Origin of the sequence: Collinsella sp. i05-0019-G5, assembly GCF_042851345.1 — a bacterium.
In the GTDB taxonomy this organism is placed as follows: domain Bacteria; phylum Actinomycetota; class Coriobacteriia; order Coriobacteriales; family Coriobacteriaceae; genus Collinsella.
Window position 1 is genome coordinate 2,172,185 of record NZ_AP031421.1, and the last position, 18,304, is coordinate 2,190,488.

Below are 18,304 nucleotides of genomic sequence, written 5' to 3' on the forward strand. Positions count from 1 at the left end.
AAGACCGGCTGGCCCTTCAATTTAGACGATTGGATCATCATGTCCGTTAACCCTGCTAGCGTCACTAACCCGCCTGCGCAGTTTCCCGAGGACTTTGTCTTTGGCGGCGCCACTGCTGCCTACCAGGTAGAGGGCGAGACCCGCACTCACGGTAAGGGCAAGGTTGCCTGGGACGACTTCCTGGAGGCCCAGGGGCGCTTTTCCCCCGATCCCGCTTCGGACTTCTACAACCAGTACCCCGTCGACCTGGAACTGTGCGAGGAGTTTGGCATCAACGGCATCCGCCTCTCCATCGCCTGGAGCCGCATCTTCCCCAACGGCACCGGCGAGATCAACCCCGAGGGCGTCCAGTTCTACCACGACCTCTTCGCCGAATGCCATAAGCACCATGTTGAGCCGTTCGTCACGCTGCATCACTTTGACACGCCGCTGCCCCTCTTTGAGAAGGGCGACTTCCTCAACCGCGAGACCATCGACGCATTTGTGGACTTTGCCACCTTCTGCTTTAAGGAGTACGCCGACCAGGTGACCTACTGGTTCACCTTTAACGAGATCTGGGCGAACGCCTCCAACACCTACATCGAGGGCACCTTCCCCGGTGGCGTCAAGGCGCATCTTGCCGAGGCCTTCCAGTGCGAGCACAACATGATGCTCGCCCACGCCAAGGCCGTACTGGCCTTCCACAACGGCGGCTTTAAGGGCAAGATCGGCGTCATCCAGTCGTTGGAGTTTAAGTATCCGCTCAACGAGAACGACCCCGCCGACATCAAAGCCGCCAATAACGAGCACGTGCTGCAGAACCAGTTCTTGCTCGACGCCACCTTCCGCGGCGACTATGCTCCCGACACCCTCGAGTGCGCCAACCGCCTGGCTGCCGTCTCGGGCGGCACCATCGAGATCCCGGACGAGGATCTGAAAATCATGCGCGAGGCCGCGCTCTACAACGACTACCTGGGCGTTAACAACTACCAGTGTCGCTTCCTCAAGGCTTACGATGGCGAGAACGACCTGCACCACAACGGTACGGGCGAGAAGGGCACCGGCCGCTGGCGCGTCAAGGGTATTGGCGAGCACGTAAACAAGCCCGGCATCCCCACCACCGACTGGGACTGGATCATCTATCCCGAGGGCCTGTTCGACCTGCTCGTCTACATTAAGCAGCGCTACCCCAACTACAAGCAGATTTTCATCACCGAGAACGGCATGGGCTACAAGGACCCCTGCAAGGACGGTTTTGTGGACGACCAGCCGCGCATCGACTACATCGAGCAGCACCTGCGCTGGCTGCTCAAGGCCATGGAGGTGGGTGTCAACGTGGGCGGTTACTTCCTGTGGAGCCTGCAGGATCAGTTCTCCTGGACCAATGGCTACAACAAGCGTTATGGCTTCTTCTACGTTGACTTTGAAACCCAGAAGCGCACGCCCAAGGCAAGCGCCTACTGGTATAAGCACGTAGCGCAGACCCGTCGTCTGGACTAGCGGCTTGCGACCAGCGGAATTGCCCCGCTCACATAACCTGTCCCCATTTCTCAGCCGGGGGCGGCACGTCACACGACGCGCCGCCCCCGGCCTTTTTTGGGCAGACCGTACCGCACGTTTGTCTCAATCTGTAACATCTAGCTGAGATTTTCGGCCCTACCTGTTACAGGTTGAGATGAACGAGCCGAGCACGCCTACGCCCGCAAATCCCGCACGCTCGCACGCTCGACCAACACGCCCGAGACAAGCGTACGACTTCTGGAGCTCGGGGCTTCCAAACCCGCAACGACCTCGTTAAGCGCACGGATGCCCAGCTCGCGGTGGCGAAACTTCACCGACGTCAGAATCGAGTTGGGAATCGTCTTGTAGAGCTCATCGTCGAAGCCGATCACGGACACGTCGTCGGGCACACTGAGCCCTTTGTCACGTAGAGCCATCATCACACCGTTTGCCATGCAGTCGTTAGCAGCGAGGATCGCCGTGCAATCGGGTTTATCGGCAAGCACAAGGCCCGCGGCATAGCCACTATCCGCATTCCAATCGCCTTGCAGAGGCTCGGACGGCTCAATGCCACGTGCCTCGAGTGCCGCACGCCAACCTTTCATACGGCACTGGCTCGACAGCGACTCTTTCTTACCCGAAACGAAGTACACGTTCTTGTGACCGTGGTCCAAAAAGTACTCGCACGCCATACGCGCGCCGCCCTCTTGGTCGTCACTGACGGTAGAGCAGGTAGGATGTTCCATCGGTGTGATAATCACCGTCTTGAGGTCTTTCGGCGCCTCAAAGGTATCAAAGTCATCGACCATCTGGCGCAGATTGAAGATCATGCCATCAACAGGCAGCTGCGACATCCTGCGCGCTGCGTCGGCAAGGGTCATCTTCTCCCCTGCCCGCTTTTTGATCATCGTGAGCGCAAAGCCGCGTTCTTCGGCGGCATCGGCGATACCGTCAATCATGTCCACGGCGCCGCCCGACAAGTGAAACATCACCACGCCGATGCACCCGTAACGGCCCAACTTGAGCGAACGCGCGGCAAAGTTGGTTCGAAACCCGAGCGCCTCCATTGCGGAATGGACTTTATCGCGTGTCGACTCTCGCACGCTATCGGGCTCGTTGATCACACGCGACACCGTCTTGAGAGAAACACCTGCGGCAATCGCCACATCGTTCATCGAGACGTTTTTCTTGTCCATCGTTGCCACTGCTTCTCCAGTCGGTTTTGCATCGCTTGTTTTTTGTGTTCTAGCATACACTACCTGCCCGACTGACAAATCAGCCGTTTATCGGACAATATCGACCGTTCACCCGTAAATCCTTGTTGCTCTTCCAAAAATGTCTTACGTTGTCATTAACGAAATGACAACGTTGTCATTTGGCAATGCCTTCCTTAAGCAGGAAGGTTTCCGGGCAGTCCTGACCATCCATCGACGACCAGTTCCATCCACATGCGTCGCGCATTAAGTAGCAAAGGAGCTCTATGGACGCCATCGTAAAGATGCTCGAAAAGCATCAGCCGTTCTTTGAGAAGATCTCGAGGAACATCTACCTCCAGGCTATTAAGGACGGATTCCTTGGGTGCATGCCCATTGTCCTCACCTCTTCGATCTTTCTGCTCATTGCCACCCTTCCCGGCGTAGTTGGCATCACGCTGCCCCAGCCGCTCATCGACTGGTGCAACAAGCTGTACAACTTCACCATGGGCGTCATGGGCATCATGGTTGCCGGCACCACCGCCAAGAACTTCACGGCTTCCATGAACCGTCGCATGCCCGCCGGCAAGGTGCTCAACGACGGCTCCACCATGGTGGCCGCCCAGTGCAGCATGCTGCTGCTCGCTGTTACGCAGTTCACCACCAAGTTCAACGGCTCCGAGCTTTCGGTCTTCGATTGCACCAGCATGGGTACGCGCGGTCTGTTCTCGGCCTATATCGCCGCGTTCATTACCGTGTGGGTCTACAAATTCTGCGTCTCGCGCGATCTGACCATTAAGCTGCCCAAGGAGGTCCCGGGCGCCATCGCTCAGAACTTCCGCGACATCATCCCCTTTGGCGGCGCCGTCATCATCTGCGGCATTATCGATGTCGTCGTGCGCAACCTCATGGGCGTTCCGTTCTCCGAGCTGCTTATCAAACTGCTCTCCCCGCTCTTTACCGCTGCAGAAACCTATCCTGGCCTTATCCTTATCCAGGCAGCCACCGCGTTCTTCTGGTTCATCGGCGTCCACGGCCCCTCGATCGTCCAGCCGGGCATCGACCCCATCCGTCTTGCCAACCAGGCCGAGAACCTGCAGGTTCTGCTGGCCGGTGGTCACCCCGCCCATTCCCTCACCTTCAACATGTCGCTCGTGGGTGAGTTCGGCGGCACCGGCGCCACGTTCATCGTGCCGCTTCTGCTGATTCTCTTTATGAAGTCCAAGCAGCTCAAAGCCGTCGGTAAGGCCTCGATTGTTCCTGTTGCCTTCGCTGTCAACGAACCGCTGCTCTTTGGCGCGCCGATGATCCTTAACCCCTACATGCTCATCCCCTTTGTTGCCGCCGGCTGCGTCAACGTGAGTGTTGCCAAGTTCTTTATCGACAACGTGGGCATGAACGGCTTCTCCTTCGTGGTGCCTTGGGCTACCCCTGCCCCCATCGGCATCTTCATCACCACGAACTTCCAGCTTATCGCCCTGGTATTTGTCGCGATCATCATCTTGCTGGACGCCATCATCTACCTACCGTTCTTGAAGGCATACGATAAGCTGCTCTGCGACCAGGAGGCCGAGCGCGCCGCCGAGCTGGGTCTCGAGTCCGATGGTGCCGCCGCCATCGCCGCCAACGCCCCTGCGCCCGCTGTCGAGCAGGCTACCGCTTCCGTCGAGACGACCGTTGCCGCCGCCGACAGCAAGCCTGTCGCCGATCAGCCCGAGCCCGCTGCCGATGCATCCGCCAAGAAGGATGTCGATGGCCTGAAGGTCCTCGTCCTGTGCGCCGGCGCCGGCACCTCTGCCATGCTTGCCAACGCCATCAAGGAAGGTGCCGCACAGACCGGAGAGAACATCGCTTCCTCCGCAGGCGCCTATGGCCAGCACACTGCCATCATGGATCAGTACGACGTCATCGTGCTCGCTCCGCAGGTTCGTAGCTACTACAACGACATGAAGGCCGACACCGATCGTCTGGGCATTAAGCTGCTCGCCCCGCGCGGTAAGGAATATATCGACCTTACTCGCGACCCCGCTGGCGCCATCAAGTGGCTCCGCGAGAACCTCGACTAGTTCCTCCCTCTGTTGGTGCCCGGATCCCCAGTTCGGGCACCTCTCCCTATTCGTATCCCACAGAAAGGATGACTCATGACCAACCCCATGCAGTTCCCCGACGGCTTTGTGTTTGGCGGCGCCACCGCCGCTTACCAGGTTGAGGGTGAGACCCGCACGCACGGCAAGGGCAAAGTGCCCTGGGACGATTTCCTGGCTGCTCAGGGTCGCTTCTCCCCCGACCCCGCAAGCGACTTCTACAACAAATATCCGGTCGATATCGACTTGTGCCAGCGCTTCGGCATTAACGGCATTCGCGTCTCCATCGCTTGGAGCCGCATCTTCCCCAGTGGCACCGGCGAGATTAACCCCGAGGGTGTCGCTTTCTATCACGAGCTTTTCGCCACCTGCAACAAAGCTGGCGTTATCCCCTATGTCACGCTCGATCACTTCGATACGCCCGAGGCCTTTTACCAGAACGGCGGCGAGGGTTTCCTGACGCGCACGACCATCGACGCCTTCGTCGAGTACGCCAAGTTCTGCTTTGCCGAGTTCACCGAGGTCAAGCACTGGTTTACCTTTAACGAGATTCCCGCAACCGCCGAGGGCAGCTTTATCGTCGGCAACTGGCCGCACGGCGAGAAGTACCGCCTGGACAAGGCCTTCCAGCTCATGCACAACATGATGGTGGCCCACGCCAAGGCTGTCGTCGCCTTCCATGAGGGCGGCTTTGAGGGCGAGATCGGCATTGTCCAGAACCTGGAGCCCAAGTATCCCCTCGATCCCAACAGCGCTGCCGACTGCGAGGCGGCTCGTATGGCCGACGTCATCAACAACCGCTGGGTACTCGACGCCACCTTCCGCGGCCACTATGCAGCCGACACCATGGAGGCCGCGACCAAGCTGGCCCATATCGCCGGCGGCGAGCTCGACGTCCGCGACGAGGACATCGCCGCGCTGACCGCCGCGCTCCCCTACAACGATTGCCTGGGCGTCAACACCTACAAGTGCCAGTTCCTGCGTGCCGCCGAGGGCGAAAACGACATCAACCACAATGGCACCGGCGACAAGGGCTCCTCGCGCTGGTTCCTCAAGGGCGTGGGCGAGTCATGCGTGCGCGAAGGCGTACCCACCACCGATTGGGACTGGATCATCTATCCCGAGGGCCTCTACGACCTGCTGCTCCGCATTAAGAACGATTACCCCAACTACAAGAAGATCTACATCACCGAGAACGGCATGGGCTATAAGGACGACTTCGAGGACGGCTTTATCGACGACGCCCCTCGCATCGACTACATGCGCCAGCATCTCGCATGGATCCTCAAGGCAATCGACGGCGGCGTAAACGTCGACGGTTACTTTGTGTGGTCGCTGCAGGACCAGTTCTCCTGGACCAACGGCTACAACAAGCGCTACGGCCTGTTCTACATCGACTTCGAGACCCAGAAGCGCTATCCCAAGGCGAGCGCGTACTGGTACAAGAACGTCGCGGAGACCGGCCTGCTCATGGCCTAATTCAAGCCGCATACCCCCTGTCGGCCGCATGCGAATCCCTCCACGGGTTCGCATGCGGCTTTTTTGTTTTGGCTCGACCCGAGCAGGCCGTTTGTCTCGATTTGTAACATCTAGCAGGGATTTTCGGCCCCAATTGTTACAGATTGAGATGAACGGGGGCACCCGGTTCGAAATATCTAGATCTGTAATACCTAAGCTAGCAGATGACCTGCGTGTGTTCCTCGATGGCGGCGCGATTCTCGGCGGCGATGCCCGGCTCGCACACCACGGCGTCCAAGCTGTCCAGGCGGCAGAAGGTGTAGAAGTCGCGCTTGCCGATCTTGCTTGAATCGGCGATCAAGTAGCGCGAGTCTGCCTTGCTAAAGGCGAGCTGCTGGATACGGCCCTCGTCCATATTGGACGTAGACACATCGCCATCCAGAATGCCGTTGGCGCCGATAAACGCCGCGTCGATGCCCAACGCACGCAGGGTATCCTCGGCCGTTGGTCCCACAAAAGCGGCGGTGCGGCGACGGTACATGCCGCCCACGAGGCACAGGTCGCAGTCTTCGCGCGCCTCAAGCAAGTTAAACACCGAAAGCGAATTGGTCACGATGCGCAGGCGAAACGCCGGCAGCATCGAGGCCATCTGCTCAACCGTGGTGCCCGTACCCAAAAAGATGGTCGAGCCCTCCTCGATGAGCTCAACGGCGCGGCGCGCGATCTGCAGCTTTTCCTCGGCATGCTTGGTACGCTTTTCGCTGTGCGAATACTCGTGGCGCAACATAGCATGTGGACGGCCCTGCGCGCTACGGGCTCCACCGTGCACGCGCTCAATCTCACCTAGGCTCGCAAGCTCCTCAAGATCGCGGCGGATCGTCATATCCGAGACGCCCAGTGCGTCCGAGATCTCCTTGACCGAGACCGTGCCCTGTTCCTCGAGCAGCTGACGAACCTTATCCTGTCGCTCCGCCTTAATCACGATGAATCCTCGCCGTTCTTTGCGCACATATCATTCAAACAGTAACGAACAAATTGTATCAGACTCGTGCGCGTCAAAAATCAACGCCAGCACAGCTCCAATCATCACTTTTTTGAGAAAAATACCCCCTGCTTTAGTGGGGTGTAGTGATAATCTCACCTGTTCGCGCTACAGTTTGTCGGAAATACCTCGATGTTAGGAACCAAATGATCACTTCCGAGCTTTTCGGCACCGCGCCGTGCGGTACCCCCGTTCATCGTTACACCCTCAACGGGCCCGAGATCTGCGTTCGCATTATGGACTATGGCGCCACCGTGCTGGGTATCGATGTGCCCGACATTCCCGGCAACGTGCGCGATGTGGTGCTGGGCTTCGATAAGCTCGAGGATTACTTTGACAACCCCGCCTGCTTTGGCGCGACCATCGGCCCCGTGGCAAACCGCACCGCGGGCGCCACGATCACCATCGACGGCACGGACTGGCATATGCCGGCCAACGAAGGCGTCAACAACCTGCACAGCGATCTTGAGCATGGTCTGCACAAGCGCGTATGGGACGTTGAGCTCGACGAGACTCACAACGCCGTGCGCATGACCACCTCGCTTAAGGATGGCGAGCTGGGCCTGCCCGGCAACCGAATCTTTACGGCTGTGTTTACCGTTACGCGCACCGGAGTCTTCCGCATCGAGTATGGTTGCGAGAGCGACCGCGCCACCTACGTGTCCATGACCAACCACACGTACTTTAACCTTGCCGGCCATAACGCCGGCATGGACTGTGAGCACTTCTTTATCGCCAACGCTGCCCACTACTTGCCCATTAACGAGCAGAACATCCCCACCGGCGAAATCGCTCCGGTCGAGGGAACACCGTTTGACTTTCGCGAGCTGCGCCCCGTCGCACCCGGCATGGAGGCCGACGACCCGCAGATTAAGCAGGCCCGTGGCTACGATCACTGCCTGTGCATCGATGGCTATCAGTACGGCCGCAACCTGCGTCGCGCCCTACATGTCGAGGAGATGTGGACCGGTCGTGAGCTGGACTACTACACCACCGCCCCGGGCGTGCAACTCTACACCGGCAACTGGCTGGGCGACGAGCACGCCAAGGACGATGCCAACTATGGCTGGGGCGCCGGCTTTGCCCTCGAGGCCGAGATGTACCCCGACACGCCGCACCAGCCGCTGTTCCCGCAGGGCATTGTGGGTCCGGGTCACCCCTACAGCAATATGATCGAATACCACTTTATGAGGCACTAGGCCCACAACGCGACATCTCGCACAGCAACGCCCGCCGGCACCACCGCCGACGGGCGCTGCTTCATGCCTAAATCCTTCTTTTCGATGCCACCGAATTGGTGACATAACAAAACTATGCCGAATTACTACGATGAACCCACTATGTCCGACCACGCGCTGGTTTATAAAAAATTAGCAACTCGTCTACCTGCGGTTTTATTCTCTGCAAATTTGGCATGCTCGGCGATAAGCAATTCATCGTAGTAAACCGGCATAGTTTTGGCGGACAGCGCCACACAGATCCCCTACGAAGGCAAAATGATCCGTTTTCCTCCGTCCCCAAGGGATCAGTTGAACAGATTGCCGATGGGGTCGGGGGCGGAACTGGGGAGATAGCGGATTTCTAGTTCTATGCCGAGCTTTTGCAGCTCTCTGAGAACAGCGACGTCTGTGTCGTCTACGGCAACTGCGGGCGTTGCGGGACGCTTGCCCTCCCCTGCCTGCATATGACCAATGCTGATCTTGGTGATCGGCACACCGCCCTTAACCAGCGCGAGCGCATCGGAGGGTGAGGCCACCATGATCAGAATCAATTGGCGAGGCGTTGCGGTATGAATGACGTCGATGGTCCTTTGCACCGAGAAAAACCGCGTCCAAACGCCTTCTGGCGCCGCCACCCTCATGGGTGCCCATTGGCGCGAATCTGCCGCGATCTCATCGTTGACGATTAGGACAAGGTTGGAACCCACGGCTTCGTTCCACAGCTCAACGTCTTGTCCGTAAATGAAACGGTCGTCGATGCGTGCGAGAAGAATCTTGGGTTGAGTCATCGCTGCCCCATTCTGTTTGAGACCCGTAAGAGCAAGACATCGCGTCTCCAATATTAGTGCATTTAAAGTGAGAAAAGCCGTCAGAACACTTGCGCGGATTTGCGATGTCCCGTATCATAGACAGCCGTTGACGCCTCAGTTGCGCCATCACATGGCCGCCAGCGTAGCTCAGTTGGTAGAGCACCGCTCTCGTAAAGCGGGGGTCACCGGTTCGAGCCCGGTCGCTGGCTCCATTGCATTAGTGCAGCTCAGAAGCGTAATTGCTTTTGAGCTTTTTTGTTTTCGCGTCTCTTTCCTCCTTCTCCGAGGAGTGAAAAAGGGGTGAAAAACTTTTTTAACTGTTTTCCATAAATAGTTAGCATCATCCAACGTTCACATTAGATCGAACAACAATCCTGTTACGCATAGCCTAATTCCGCTGAGTATCAGAGAAGAACGTCCGGATTATATGCATCCAGCTTCGCTTCTCTAGTCGCCAGTGACTCCTCCAGCCGGTCAGCATATTCAACAATAGAGCCGTAGAATATGGGAGTAAAATCCGAACTTTTCGATAAAGAGGGGTTCCGCTACGTCAATCCTCTTCTTGGCAACCGCGGCCTCATCCTTTTCATAGTACCCAGTGCCAGGAATCCGCTCGTTTGCCTGCGGCAAGCACTTAAGCTGCCTACACAAGCGCGCCGACCCCTTTGAAAGACCCATAAAGGTGATAGCACCAGAGATTACGCCACCGACGCCCACAACAACCTTGCCAGCGGCATCCCCCACCGTCTGCTTTGTTATCTTGATACCCATGAAGCTCAAGAGCTTCTTCAGGATCGGATACCAACTGGTCTTGGTTAGCGACTGGCGAGCGACCTTTTTCGCGACCGCCTCTTGGGCGTTTTTGGCGATTACGGTTAGCATCGAATTCGCGCTGCCTACACCCATCATCACACCGAGCAACACTGCCATTTCGTAGAGAGTCTCGTCATCAACGTCGTCACATTCTTCAAAAAAGGTCTGCCAGCCATACAGGTATGCCAGTTTCTGCATAATCCTGAATGCGTGCACGTAGTATTACGTAATATCGGCAGGAATGGTGCCCACCATCGCGACACCTCCGGGAAGACCCGCTGCAAAGGAAAAGGCGGTTGACTTCTTTGCCTCATAATCAATTACTTCTCTAGCAATTCTATCGATCAGGCCCACATCGATTCCGGCGGTAACGGGGGTCGTTTCCACGGCAAACTCGCCGACATCTTTATGGACACCCTTCCTCCTCAGCTCCGAGCGGAGGAAATGGGGCCGATCAATTCTCACTCCCTTTAGCCGAGCAACTTTTTTCATAAAGTCAATCAAAAATCTCTGGGCCTCCGCCAACTGCTCATCGCTCTTGTCTTTTAACTCTGCAAAAGCCGAATCAACGAGAACAGCGACCCCAAGGCCCTCGCCCTCGTTTTTCTTTCCAAGCAGCCTGACGTCCATACAGCCTTCCAATCAATGCGCCGCGCGGGCTATCGCGTTCTGCGACAGGCCGGACGCACGGAGCCTGAGGGCCTCCCTGGCCCTTATCCTTCTCGCCATGCTGTACCTCCTTGGTCTCGGCTGCATGGACAGCCGGAACGTACCAGGGGGACGGTGCCGACGGGAATATCGGCGGTGCCGAACGGCAATATTCGGGATGTGAGCGGACGGTGTGTAAGCGCAATATCGCCGGTGTCAAAGAGGACAATTACTCAAACAGGTGAAGGAGGGCATCGAGGAGGATAAGGAGATTTACGGTGGCAATTAAGAAGCCAACTCGCCGCGTCATGCCCGTTGGAGAGGCGAGCATGACCCTCATGGGTAATCAAGACACACGAAACAAAGGGGATTCGACAAGTCGCAAGAAAGGGGAGTGCATCACCTTTTGGGTTACGGAAGAGCAGAAGCAAGAGATGAGCACCTACGCGGCGGAACACAACACCACGGTATCAAGGATCATCATCGAAGGCCTTGAGATACGCATGGGTAAAGGGCAATCATTATAGCTTAGCCTTCTGCAATTGCTGCGACTCGATGCGGTCCTATCGATTTGCGCAACGGTGTGACGCGTTATCTAGACTGACGATCGTTTCCGCTGCATTTGCCAGCTCATTATCATGTGAAACAATGATAATGAGCTGTTTCAATTTGTTGTTTCTGACATACGAAGCGAGTTCGGCTCGGCTTGTTTCATCCAATCCAGTTGTAGGCTCATCGAGCACCAAGACTGATGGATTACGGGAAATTGCCGACCACAAGTATACACGGCGCAGCTCACCACCCGAAAGTTCAGGACAACGTTTCTCAAGCAAGCCCTCTATGCTGGTTGTCAACGACGGTAGCTCATTCATATGCTGGTGCTTTGTAAAAAATGGGGTGTTGAAATAATCCAACAGGTCCCGAACCGTCTCATCTGGAGCGAAGCACGGTTGGGGGCAGCACGATATCGTGTCTGAACGTATGTAATCCAAATTGCATTTTTCAATCGGCATGTCGTTGTATGTTACTTTGCCTGCCGATGGATACAGCCCAAGGAGCAGGTAAAGGAGCGACGTTTTTCCTCTTCCATTTTCTCCGGTTATGCAGTATGTTCCAGGGCCGGAGAAATCGAAGGAAAATCCGTCAAGAACCTTTCGGGGAGATCCGTCTGGAAGGGGTACCGTAAAATCCAACTTGGAAACAGAAATGCGATTTATTGTGTCAATCTTGACTAAACCTGTCTGATCTTGCTCTGGTTCCGGTCCTACCTTTCCCATGGCGCTCATCCTGTCCCACGAAGCCTTGGCATCCTGATAGGACTTGAACAGGTTCATCGTGTTTTTCAAGGTTTTAAATAGGACGGCAAAATATGCACCGACGATGGTGTATTCGCCTATCGTCATGGTTCCATTGATGATTCGCACTCCGGATACGATGAGTATTATCGCTTGAAACACGGCAGCAAAAAGGCTGTCAATCGATGTTAGTGAGAATGAGAGCTTTCCCGAGTGCAAGACCTTTGGAAAATACTTTTCAAATCCGGTGTCAAGTGCTAGCTCGCTTTTATTGTATGAAGACGTTAACTGAATGTTGAGAATCTGATTCAACTGCGATGCTATTACGGCATAGAAAGCGCTATCTGCCTCCTTCTTCTCGTACATGACTTTATATAGAAGCTTTCGCAATCCGGTAATAACGAAGAGATATGCCACAAGAAGGAGGATGGAGAATAGTGCGAGGAGTGGATCAACCGACCATATGACGAGCAACACGAAAGGAATGGCGACAACAGACAGGGGAGCGCTGATAAAGTTTGTTAGAACGAAAGAAGAAACAACACCTGAGTCAGTGAAAATCCTTTGCGTCGTATAGGCTGAGTCGGTTGTTCGGTTCGTCAGAAAATTAACTCGCTCAAAGCGCAAGACGGTTTCCCTGAGTAGGTCAAAAGAAAGCTTTGTGGATATACGGATAGATAACGTTCCTGCAAAATATGAAAATAAGGCAGAAAAGACCCCTATTGAAGCTACGAAGAGCGCAAAAAGCACAGCATCCTTCTCGCTGCGATTGGCAAGAAGGAAATCTAAGAACTTTCCGTTCACATATGGTGCGGCATAGGAAAGGGCGATTCCAATCGTCGTGATGGCAATGAACGTGAAAGCACCCTTTGTTTTACTAAACTTCGATAAGACGTACCGAATCAAGAATGGCCCCAATCTATCAGGTATGAAATACCAACTGATGACACCTTACACCGCGGTTCGGTGGAAACGAAGCGGCGACTAATCGGCACGAGCGCTTCCATAGAGAGTCTTTGCGAGCTGGATCCTCATAGAAACGGGAATTTTATGTTCGATCAATAGGCCGCGCACGGCAGTCGGACGGCTGAAAAATAAAACAGCCGTCCGACTAAAGCTGTAAATTTTTTCATTGTTTGTTGGGCATGCGCCTGAAGTTTCATGCAATAGGAAATCCATTATGACCATGGTCGAAATGTGAACACTACGATCGTTAGCAAGGAGACGCCAAGACCGGCAAAGATTATGATGAGCGGCAGAATGAAAGCCGCCGATGCCGATAATGGGATTTGGGACGCAAAGGCAATGATGCCCGCGAGAACGAGACCGGCTCCCGTCAACGCTATTCCGAGTCCGACCAATCTGGCAACAAGAGGAATCTTCTCGCTTGGAATATGAGCGATATGGTAACTGTGAATCAGGCCGGGATTGCCGGTCTTTACCATTAACACCCCGACAACGAGAAAGCAGATTCCTCCTACCATGCCGCCAATGGATGATCTTAGCGCTTCAGGACTCATTGCTCGTCTTGGCCACCTTGCTCGCTGAGGGGAAGTGCTGCGGCAAAAGTGATGAGGACCAGTTCATAGGCTCCAACTGCGGTGACTCCGACCGCCACATTTGCTCCCCACACGATGTAATACATGTCGAACCAAGTTTCCGTTCCAAGAGTCGATGCTCTGGTCGGATTCATGTTGTCTACTACGGGCTTCTCGTACATTTAACCCAACATCTCCTTCAACGATGAGTTCAACAGTTCATCCGCGGTATCATCAATCAGGTCAACGTGTAGATCACCTCCCATATCTATATCGCAAATTGTGTCGGACATACGCTCCATGTCGTCAATGGTCCACATGTGGTTACAGAGGTCTTGAACCAGTTTTGTGGACCAAATTGAGCTAAGTCCGTTGTTCCAGTAATCCTCAAGAGGGTGGTTTCTGATGTTGCCAACCACTAACGGGATATACGGAGAAACGACGATGTCGCCGTTTGCGTGCACTGAAACCTGATCTAATAGATATCGGTTATCAGAGAAGCGAATTAGATGGTCGACGGGGTCGCCCCATTGCGGTCGGACATTCGGGTGCTTCCGAAGGAAGTCGTCCTCTTGAATGGCGTGAATCAACGTACGGTATTGGGAATAGTCCGGTCTAATAAATGTGTTCTTTCGCGCACGGCCCAAAACCATGAGGGGTTGGACACGTAGTTCGATAAAGTCACCCGGCGTCCTCTTCGGCCTGTTAGATTTGGTGAAAATCTCATCTAATAGTGAGATGACATCGGGAAACTGTTCGGTGTTGAACGACGTGGGCGTAAATGCGATAGCAAGGTGCAAATCGGAATGGTTGAGTACGGTGGCAACTGCTTCTTCGACGATTTCGAAGGCTCCCTCATGTCCCCTCAGCCTATCGTGAGCTGACCCAATGCCGTCTAGGCTAAATTGGATGCTTTTGAGTCCGGAATCTTCTAAATCTCGGAGAAGGGATTCCGTGAGGAGAAGCCCGTTGGTTACCAGGCTCGCTGCAACATTCCCATCTCGCAATATGGGAAGGCAGCGCAAGATATCTTTACTGCGCAACAAGGTTTCTCCTCCACAGAAACACATGCTGTAAAGCGACATGTCTGCCATTTCCTTTGCGAAAACAAAAAGTTCATCTGAGGTCAACTCGTCGTGCATGACCTCATTCTCGCCGCTGCTGTTATAGCAGTGCAGACATCTCAAGTTGCACTTGTTTGTTATGTCAAGGGCGACGTGATGTGGCGCTCTGAGAACGTTGGTGTACTTGTTTTCCGAAACTCGTCCCATGGTTCCTCTTAACAGACTTCTGAAAAACAGTATACATTCATGCAGTCGCCGTCGCTGCACTCACCTGGAAAAGTGCCAGCGCAAGTGAATTCTGGCTCATTGATAAGATTTCGAATTCCTTCGTTTGATGCAATTTCCTTGCTGGTTAGGTTCAGGTGGAAAAAATTGGGAACATCGCAAAATTCTTGACGATAGAAGCTGGCCGCAGCGGCAATACATTGAACGGCGATGCTTGCGGGGCACAAAAGAAGACAGATGTCTGCGTATCTGAGTAAGGGATTGCTGGAGGGGGCGAGGCCGAGTAGACCGGTTGGTCTCCCTGACTCATATACAATGAAAAATTCCTTGCTCAGATTGAACAATCCGTTTCGCACCTCTAGCGGTCGTTCATACTGCTCGACGGAAAGAGGCCAACCGTAGACAATTGTGGGACTTTCTGGTTCTGATGAGCTCGCCTGGCTTGCCAGGGAGCAAATCAGGCGAATATCGTTTTCTTGGGCAAGCCGTATATGGGTCCCATTGTCCACGCAAATCTCATCGGCAATGGGTGTGCCATTTTCGGTCGGAGTTTTGACCCATCCTATTAGTCTCGATACGCTGAAACCTCTCATTGCCGAGGCTAAGTCAGATTTGAGCATGTCCGGATTGGCGTCTGGAAACTTGTCGCACATCCGATTAAGGATTGTTTCGACGGTGTTTTTACCATCGCACAGAGAGACGATGTAGCTCCCGCTTCCGTTCAACATGATATAGTTCAGCTCATCGCGTCCGGTTAGAACAGAGCGGTACCCGTTCTTTTCCTCTCTTGAGTATGGGAGAGAAATCGATTTCGGGATAAATCCCCTTATTTCGTCAAAGCTCCATTCCATAATTAATCCCTCCTTGTGTCTGTTTGAATATGAGCCGATTTTAGGCTCTTCGGTAGTTTCTGTGGACGAGACATCAATTTTTCCGCAGGTGGATGCAAAAAAGTTCCGCATATAAGGGAAACGGCGCCGAGAGGGGGCCGTTTCCGCGCCGGGCAGGGTAGGATTTCGCTTGCTACATCAACCTACCGGAAAGGCCCTGACGCATGAACAGGATACTAAGCCGCGCGCTCGCGCTGGTCCACACCGTGATCGAGTACGCCAGCATCGACGGCGGCAGGATAATCGTCGGCGTCAGGCCGTGGACGAGTTTCGGGCTGCGGTGCCCCGTCTGCGGGAGGGCAGCGAATGCTACGACAGGTCGCCAAGGCCGCGGCTGTGGCGCGCGATGGACCTGGCGAGGTCGACCTCTCCGCGCTCGGGCTGCACGAGATGGCGGCGTCCCTGCCCGACTACGTGAGGATGGTCGCCGCGGGCGAGCGGGGCTTCGCCTCCGCCTTCGAGGAGATGACGCGCGTCGAGGTCGCCGCCCGGGAGGTCAGGATCACCAACCAGCGCATTCGGTCGTCGGGGTTCCCCTACGTCAAGGGCTGGCGGACTTCGACTGGGACTTCCAGCCGTCGGTCCCGCGCGCAGAGATCGAGGAGCTCGCGACCCTGAGGTTCGTCGAGCGGGCCGAGAACGTCCTGCTCGTGGGGAGCCCCGGCGTGGGCAAGACGCACCTCGCCGTCGCGCTGGGCATTGAGGCCGTCAGGGCGGGGCGCGAGGTCAGGTTCGTGGACTGCGCCCGGCTCGTCGAGGACCTGGAGGACGCCTCGTCGCGCGGCATCCTCAAGAAGAGGCTCAAGTACTACGCCCACTCGAGGCTGCTGATCATCGACGAGCTCGGCTACCTCGACGTCGGCAGCGTGGGCGCGGACCTGTTGTTCCAGCTGATATTGACGCGCTACGAGCAGCGCTCGACGATCATCACCGCCGACGTGGGGATCGGCGGCTGGGGCAGGGTGTTCGGGGACGACGTGACGGCGAGCGCGATCGCGGACAGGGTGTGCCACCACTGCCACCACTGCCACCTGGTCAAGATAGCCGGCAGGTCCTACAGGCTGAAGGACCTGCCGAGGGACGGACCCGTCAAGGCGTGACCGGAATCGGTGAAAATACGTTAGCGCAAGCGGTGAAGCCGCCTTTGCGCGAACGGCGCGTTTGATTAGTGAAACTGGTGAAAATTAGATTGACGCTAACAGGGGCGTGCCCGTCGCGGCGTTTCACGGGGATGTCTCGCGCCATCCCCGGACCCCTTCGCGCCAAAGGGACGAGTCCCCTTGGAACCCCGGGCCGCCGCCGGCGGGCCGTGAACGGCGGGACAATCACTCGGCTTCAACTCGCGATCGCCCCGCCGGCTCTCGCTCCGGCTCCGTTCGATGGCTCCCCTGGGTCGCCATCACTGCGCCTCCGCTCACCTGTCCCGTTGCACTCCGGTCGATTCGGCCTACGCTTCTCGGGGCATGCAAGATATGTATTCCGTGCAACGGAATATCTTGCCCGGCCGAAGCCGGGATGTGCGAACCGCTCCAAAGTCGCTCCCGCAGAACCGTGCAACAGGCTTACCGGCTGTTGCACGGACCTCAGATATGAAAGTCAGTCCCGGCCTCTTTCGTCATCCACACCCTCGCGAGCCAGCTCCCACGCGGCCCGTATGGCAAGGTCGATTCCCCTTGCCGTGAACCTCATAATCCGCCCGGTCGAGCGGTTGACGGCGTAGCCGAGCCTCGCGCCGTTGATCTTCCTCGTCTTGCCGAGGGACTCCGAGTGATAGCGGTATTGCAGCGCCCCCCGCTTGGATCGGGCGATCTCGATCCCATCCGATTCCAACCGCCTTGCAAACTCTCCGAAGCGGTCGGGGCAGCTCTTGAGCCTCCCGACCTCCTCTGCCCTCTGGGCGACAATCGCTCGGACCCTTGCGTTCTCGGATTTGTCGGATCTCCCCTTCTTTGCCATCTCGCGCTCCTCGCGACCGGGCTGGCGCGCGTGCACCTTCGAGTTCGAGAGGCCCCTTTCGAGCTGGCTCAGGCCGTACTTCGTATCGAGCTCCTTCACCGTTCTCACGCGGGATTTCGCCGCCGCCCTCGCCGGCCCGTCGTTCAGACGCCGCCCAGTCTCGAGGTCCGTCCTATTGATGGCGAGGTGAGCGGCGAATCGGGCCGATCCATCCGACCTGCACCTCTCCTCATGCAGCACAATCACGATCTCCTGGTTGGGATAGCGCTTGGCGATGTAGTCCCTCGCGTACTCCATGCAACGCGAGGGCGTCATCGGCCCGCCGTTGCAGGAGCACTCGTCCGGGTTGAAGCCGATCACCTGATGCTGCATGTACGTGCACCTTGCGCCCTGCTTCCCGGGCCGGTTGTGCCCGGCCGCCTCCCGGGTGGCGTCCATTTCCTCGAACCATCGATCCTCATCGATGATGTGCTGGGTATCGTGGTCCAGGACTTTCTCCCTGTCCCAATCGAAATACCGCTTGAGGTTTTGGAGGTGCTCCCCGCTCATGACGCTCGCCTGCTTGATTGCGGTCATTTTCCAACTCCCTT

General features: G+C 56.1%; 18 protein-coding genes and 1 tRNA gene. 8 read left to right on the forward strand and 11 right to left on the reverse strand.

Features of this window, described 5'->3' with window-relative positions; genetic code table 11:
* Positions 1 to 39 precede the first annotated feature (39 nt).
* Positions 40 to 1,479 (forward strand): 6-phospho-beta-galactosidase, encoded by a 1,440-nt coding sequence (gene lacG / locus ACGHIZ_RS10130; protein ID WP_117772926.1) that lies wholly within the window; start codon positions 40 to 42, stop codon positions 1,477 to 1,479.
* Positions 1,480 to 1,673: 194 nt separating this feature from the next.
* Here the strand turns inward: lacG (ACGHIZ_RS10130) and ACGHIZ_RS10135 are convergent, their stop codons facing one another.
* Complete coding sequence (locus ACGHIZ_RS10135; RefSeq protein WP_147344011.1) at positions 1,674 to 2,675, reverse strand: LacI family DNA-binding transcriptional regulator; 1,002 nt, start codon at positions 2,673 to 2,675, stop codon at positions 1,674 to 1,676.
* 284 nt (positions 2,676 to 2,959) lie between these two features.
* Here ACGHIZ_RS10135 and ACGHIZ_RS10140 point away from each other — a divergent pair, with 284 nt between their 5' ends.
* Positions 2,960 to 4,738 (forward strand): PTS lactose transporter subunit IIBC, encoded by a 1,779-nt coding sequence (locus ACGHIZ_RS10140; RefSeq protein ID WP_349099565.1) that lies wholly within the window; start codon positions 2,960 to 2,962, stop codon positions 4,736 to 4,738.
* Between the two features lie 75 nt (positions 4,739 to 4,813).
* Positions 4,814 to 6,235: a 6-phospho-beta-galactosidase gene (gene lacG, locus ACGHIZ_RS10145; protein WP_197032106.1), complete on the forward strand. Its 1,422-nt coding sequence runs from the start codon at positions 4,814 to 4,816 to the stop codon at positions 6,233 to 6,235.
* Positions 6,236 to 6,431: 196 nt separating this feature from the next.
* Here the strand turns inward: lacG (ACGHIZ_RS10145) and ACGHIZ_RS10150 are convergent, their stop codons facing one another.
* Entirely contained in the window at positions 6,432 to 7,196 is a 765-nt protein-coding gene (locus ACGHIZ_RS10150) for a DeoR/GlpR family DNA-binding transcription regulator (RefSeq protein ID WP_055251192.1), read from the reverse strand.
* A gap of 206 nt (positions 7,197 to 7,402) precedes the next feature.
* On the opposite strand from ACGHIZ_RS10150, the gene ACGHIZ_RS10155 reads away from it, so the two are divergent.
* Complete coding sequence (locus ACGHIZ_RS10155; protein WP_117772920.1) at positions 7,403 to 8,455, forward strand: aldose epimerase family protein; 1,053 nt, start codon at positions 7,403 to 7,405, stop codon at positions 8,453 to 8,455.
* Positions 8,456 to 8,781: 326 nt separating this feature from the next.
* On the opposite strand, the gene ACGHIZ_RS10160 is transcribed toward ACGHIZ_RS10155, so the two are convergent.
* On the reverse strand, positions 8,782 to 9,264 hold the full coding sequence (locus ACGHIZ_RS10160; protein WP_117772918.1) for a PTS sugar transporter subunit IIB: 483 nt from the start codon (positions 9,262 to 9,264) through the stop codon (positions 8,782 to 8,784).
* Between the two features lie 157 nt (positions 9,265 to 9,421).
* On the opposite strand from ACGHIZ_RS10160, the gene ACGHIZ_RS10165 reads away from it, so the two are divergent.
* Positions 9,422 to 9,497 (forward strand) — tRNA-Thr (locus tag ACGHIZ_RS10165).
* 271 nt (positions 9,498 to 9,768) lie between these two features.
* Here ACGHIZ_RS10165 and ACGHIZ_RS10170 read toward each other — a convergent pair.
* Together ACGHIZ_RS10170 and ACGHIZ_RS10175 are read right to left on the reverse strand one after the other, a co-directional pair.
* On the reverse strand, positions 9,769 to 10,314 hold the full coding sequence (locus ACGHIZ_RS10170; RefSeq protein ID WP_390447869.1) for a hypothetical protein: 546 nt from the start codon (positions 10,312 to 10,314) through the stop codon (positions 9,769 to 9,771).
* Between the two features lie 6 nt (positions 10,315 to 10,320).
* A complete protein-coding gene (locus ACGHIZ_RS10175) occupies positions 10,321 to 10,728 on the reverse strand; it encodes a hypothetical protein (protein ID WP_250787248.1) in 408 nt (135 codons plus the stop codon).
* A gap of 296 nt (positions 10,729 to 11,024) precedes the next feature.
* Between ACGHIZ_RS10175 and ACGHIZ_RS10180 the strand changes: the two genes are divergently transcribed.
* Entirely contained in the window at positions 11,025 to 11,273 is a 249-nt protein-coding gene (locus ACGHIZ_RS10180) for a hypothetical protein (protein ID WP_195404841.1), read from the forward strand.
* Between the two features lie 36 nt (positions 11,274 to 11,309).
* Here ACGHIZ_RS10180 and ACGHIZ_RS10185 read toward each other — a convergent pair whose 3' ends face one another.
* The 5 genes from ACGHIZ_RS10185 to ACGHIZ_RS10205 all read right to left on the reverse strand — a co-directional run bounded on the left by ACGHIZ_RS10185 (position 11,310) and on the right by ACGHIZ_RS10205 (position 15,719).
* The gene (locus ACGHIZ_RS10185) at positions 11,310 to 12,947 is read right to left on the reverse strand and encodes an ABC transporter ATP-binding protein (RefSeq protein WP_250787250.1); all 1,638 of its coding nucleotides are present in this window, start codon (positions 12,945 to 12,947) and stop codon (positions 11,310 to 11,312) included.
* Between the two features lie 272 nt (positions 12,948 to 13,219).
* Entirely contained in the window at positions 13,220 to 13,561 is a 342-nt protein-coding gene (locus tag ACGHIZ_RS10190) for a hypothetical protein (protein ID WP_217108213.1), read from the reverse strand.
* On the reverse strand, positions 13,558 to 13,761 hold the full coding sequence (locus ACGHIZ_RS10195) for a hypothetical protein (protein WP_195404844.1): 204 nt from the start codon (positions 13,759 to 13,761) through the stop codon (positions 13,558 to 13,560). Before ACGHIZ_RS10195 ends, ACGHIZ_RS10190 begins: the two co-directional genes overlap by 4 nt.
* Complete coding sequence (locus tag ACGHIZ_RS10200) at positions 13,762 to 14,850, reverse strand: radical SAM protein (protein ID WP_271807472.1); 1,089 nt, start codon at positions 14,848 to 14,850, stop codon at positions 13,762 to 13,764. It abuts the gene before it with no gap.
* A gap of 8 nt (positions 14,851 to 14,858) precedes the next feature.
* Positions 14,859 to 15,719, reverse strand: coding sequence for a PqqD family protein (locus ACGHIZ_RS10205; RefSeq protein ID WP_195404846.1), 861 nt, complete (start codon positions 15,717 to 15,719; stop codon positions 14,859 to 14,861).
* A gap of 345 nt (positions 15,720 to 16,064) precedes the next feature.
* Here ACGHIZ_RS10205 and ACGHIZ_RS10210 point away from each other — a divergent pair, with 345 nt between their 5' ends.
* Positions 16,065 to 16,376: a hypothetical protein gene (locus ACGHIZ_RS10210; RefSeq protein ID WP_390449949.1), complete on the forward strand. Its 312-nt coding sequence runs from the start codon at positions 16,065 to 16,067 to the stop codon at positions 16,374 to 16,376.
* A complete protein-coding gene (gene istB, locus ACGHIZ_RS10215; RefSeq protein WP_390449931.1) occupies positions 16,307 to 16,858 on the forward strand; it encodes an IS21-like element helper ATPase IstB in 552 nt (183 codons plus the stop codon). The genes ACGHIZ_RS10210 and istB overlap by 70 nt, the downstream gene beginning before the upstream one ends.
* Positions 16,859 to 17,354: 496 nt before the next feature.
* Here istB and ACGHIZ_RS10220 read toward each other — a convergent pair whose 3' ends face one another.
* Positions 17,355 to 18,290, reverse strand: a complete 936-nt coding sequence (locus ACGHIZ_RS10220; protein WP_225093920.1) for a relaxase/mobilization nuclease domain-containing protein — start codon at positions 18,288 to 18,290, stop codon at positions 17,355 to 17,357.
* Between the last annotated feature and the right edge of the window lie 14 nt (positions 18,291 to 18,304).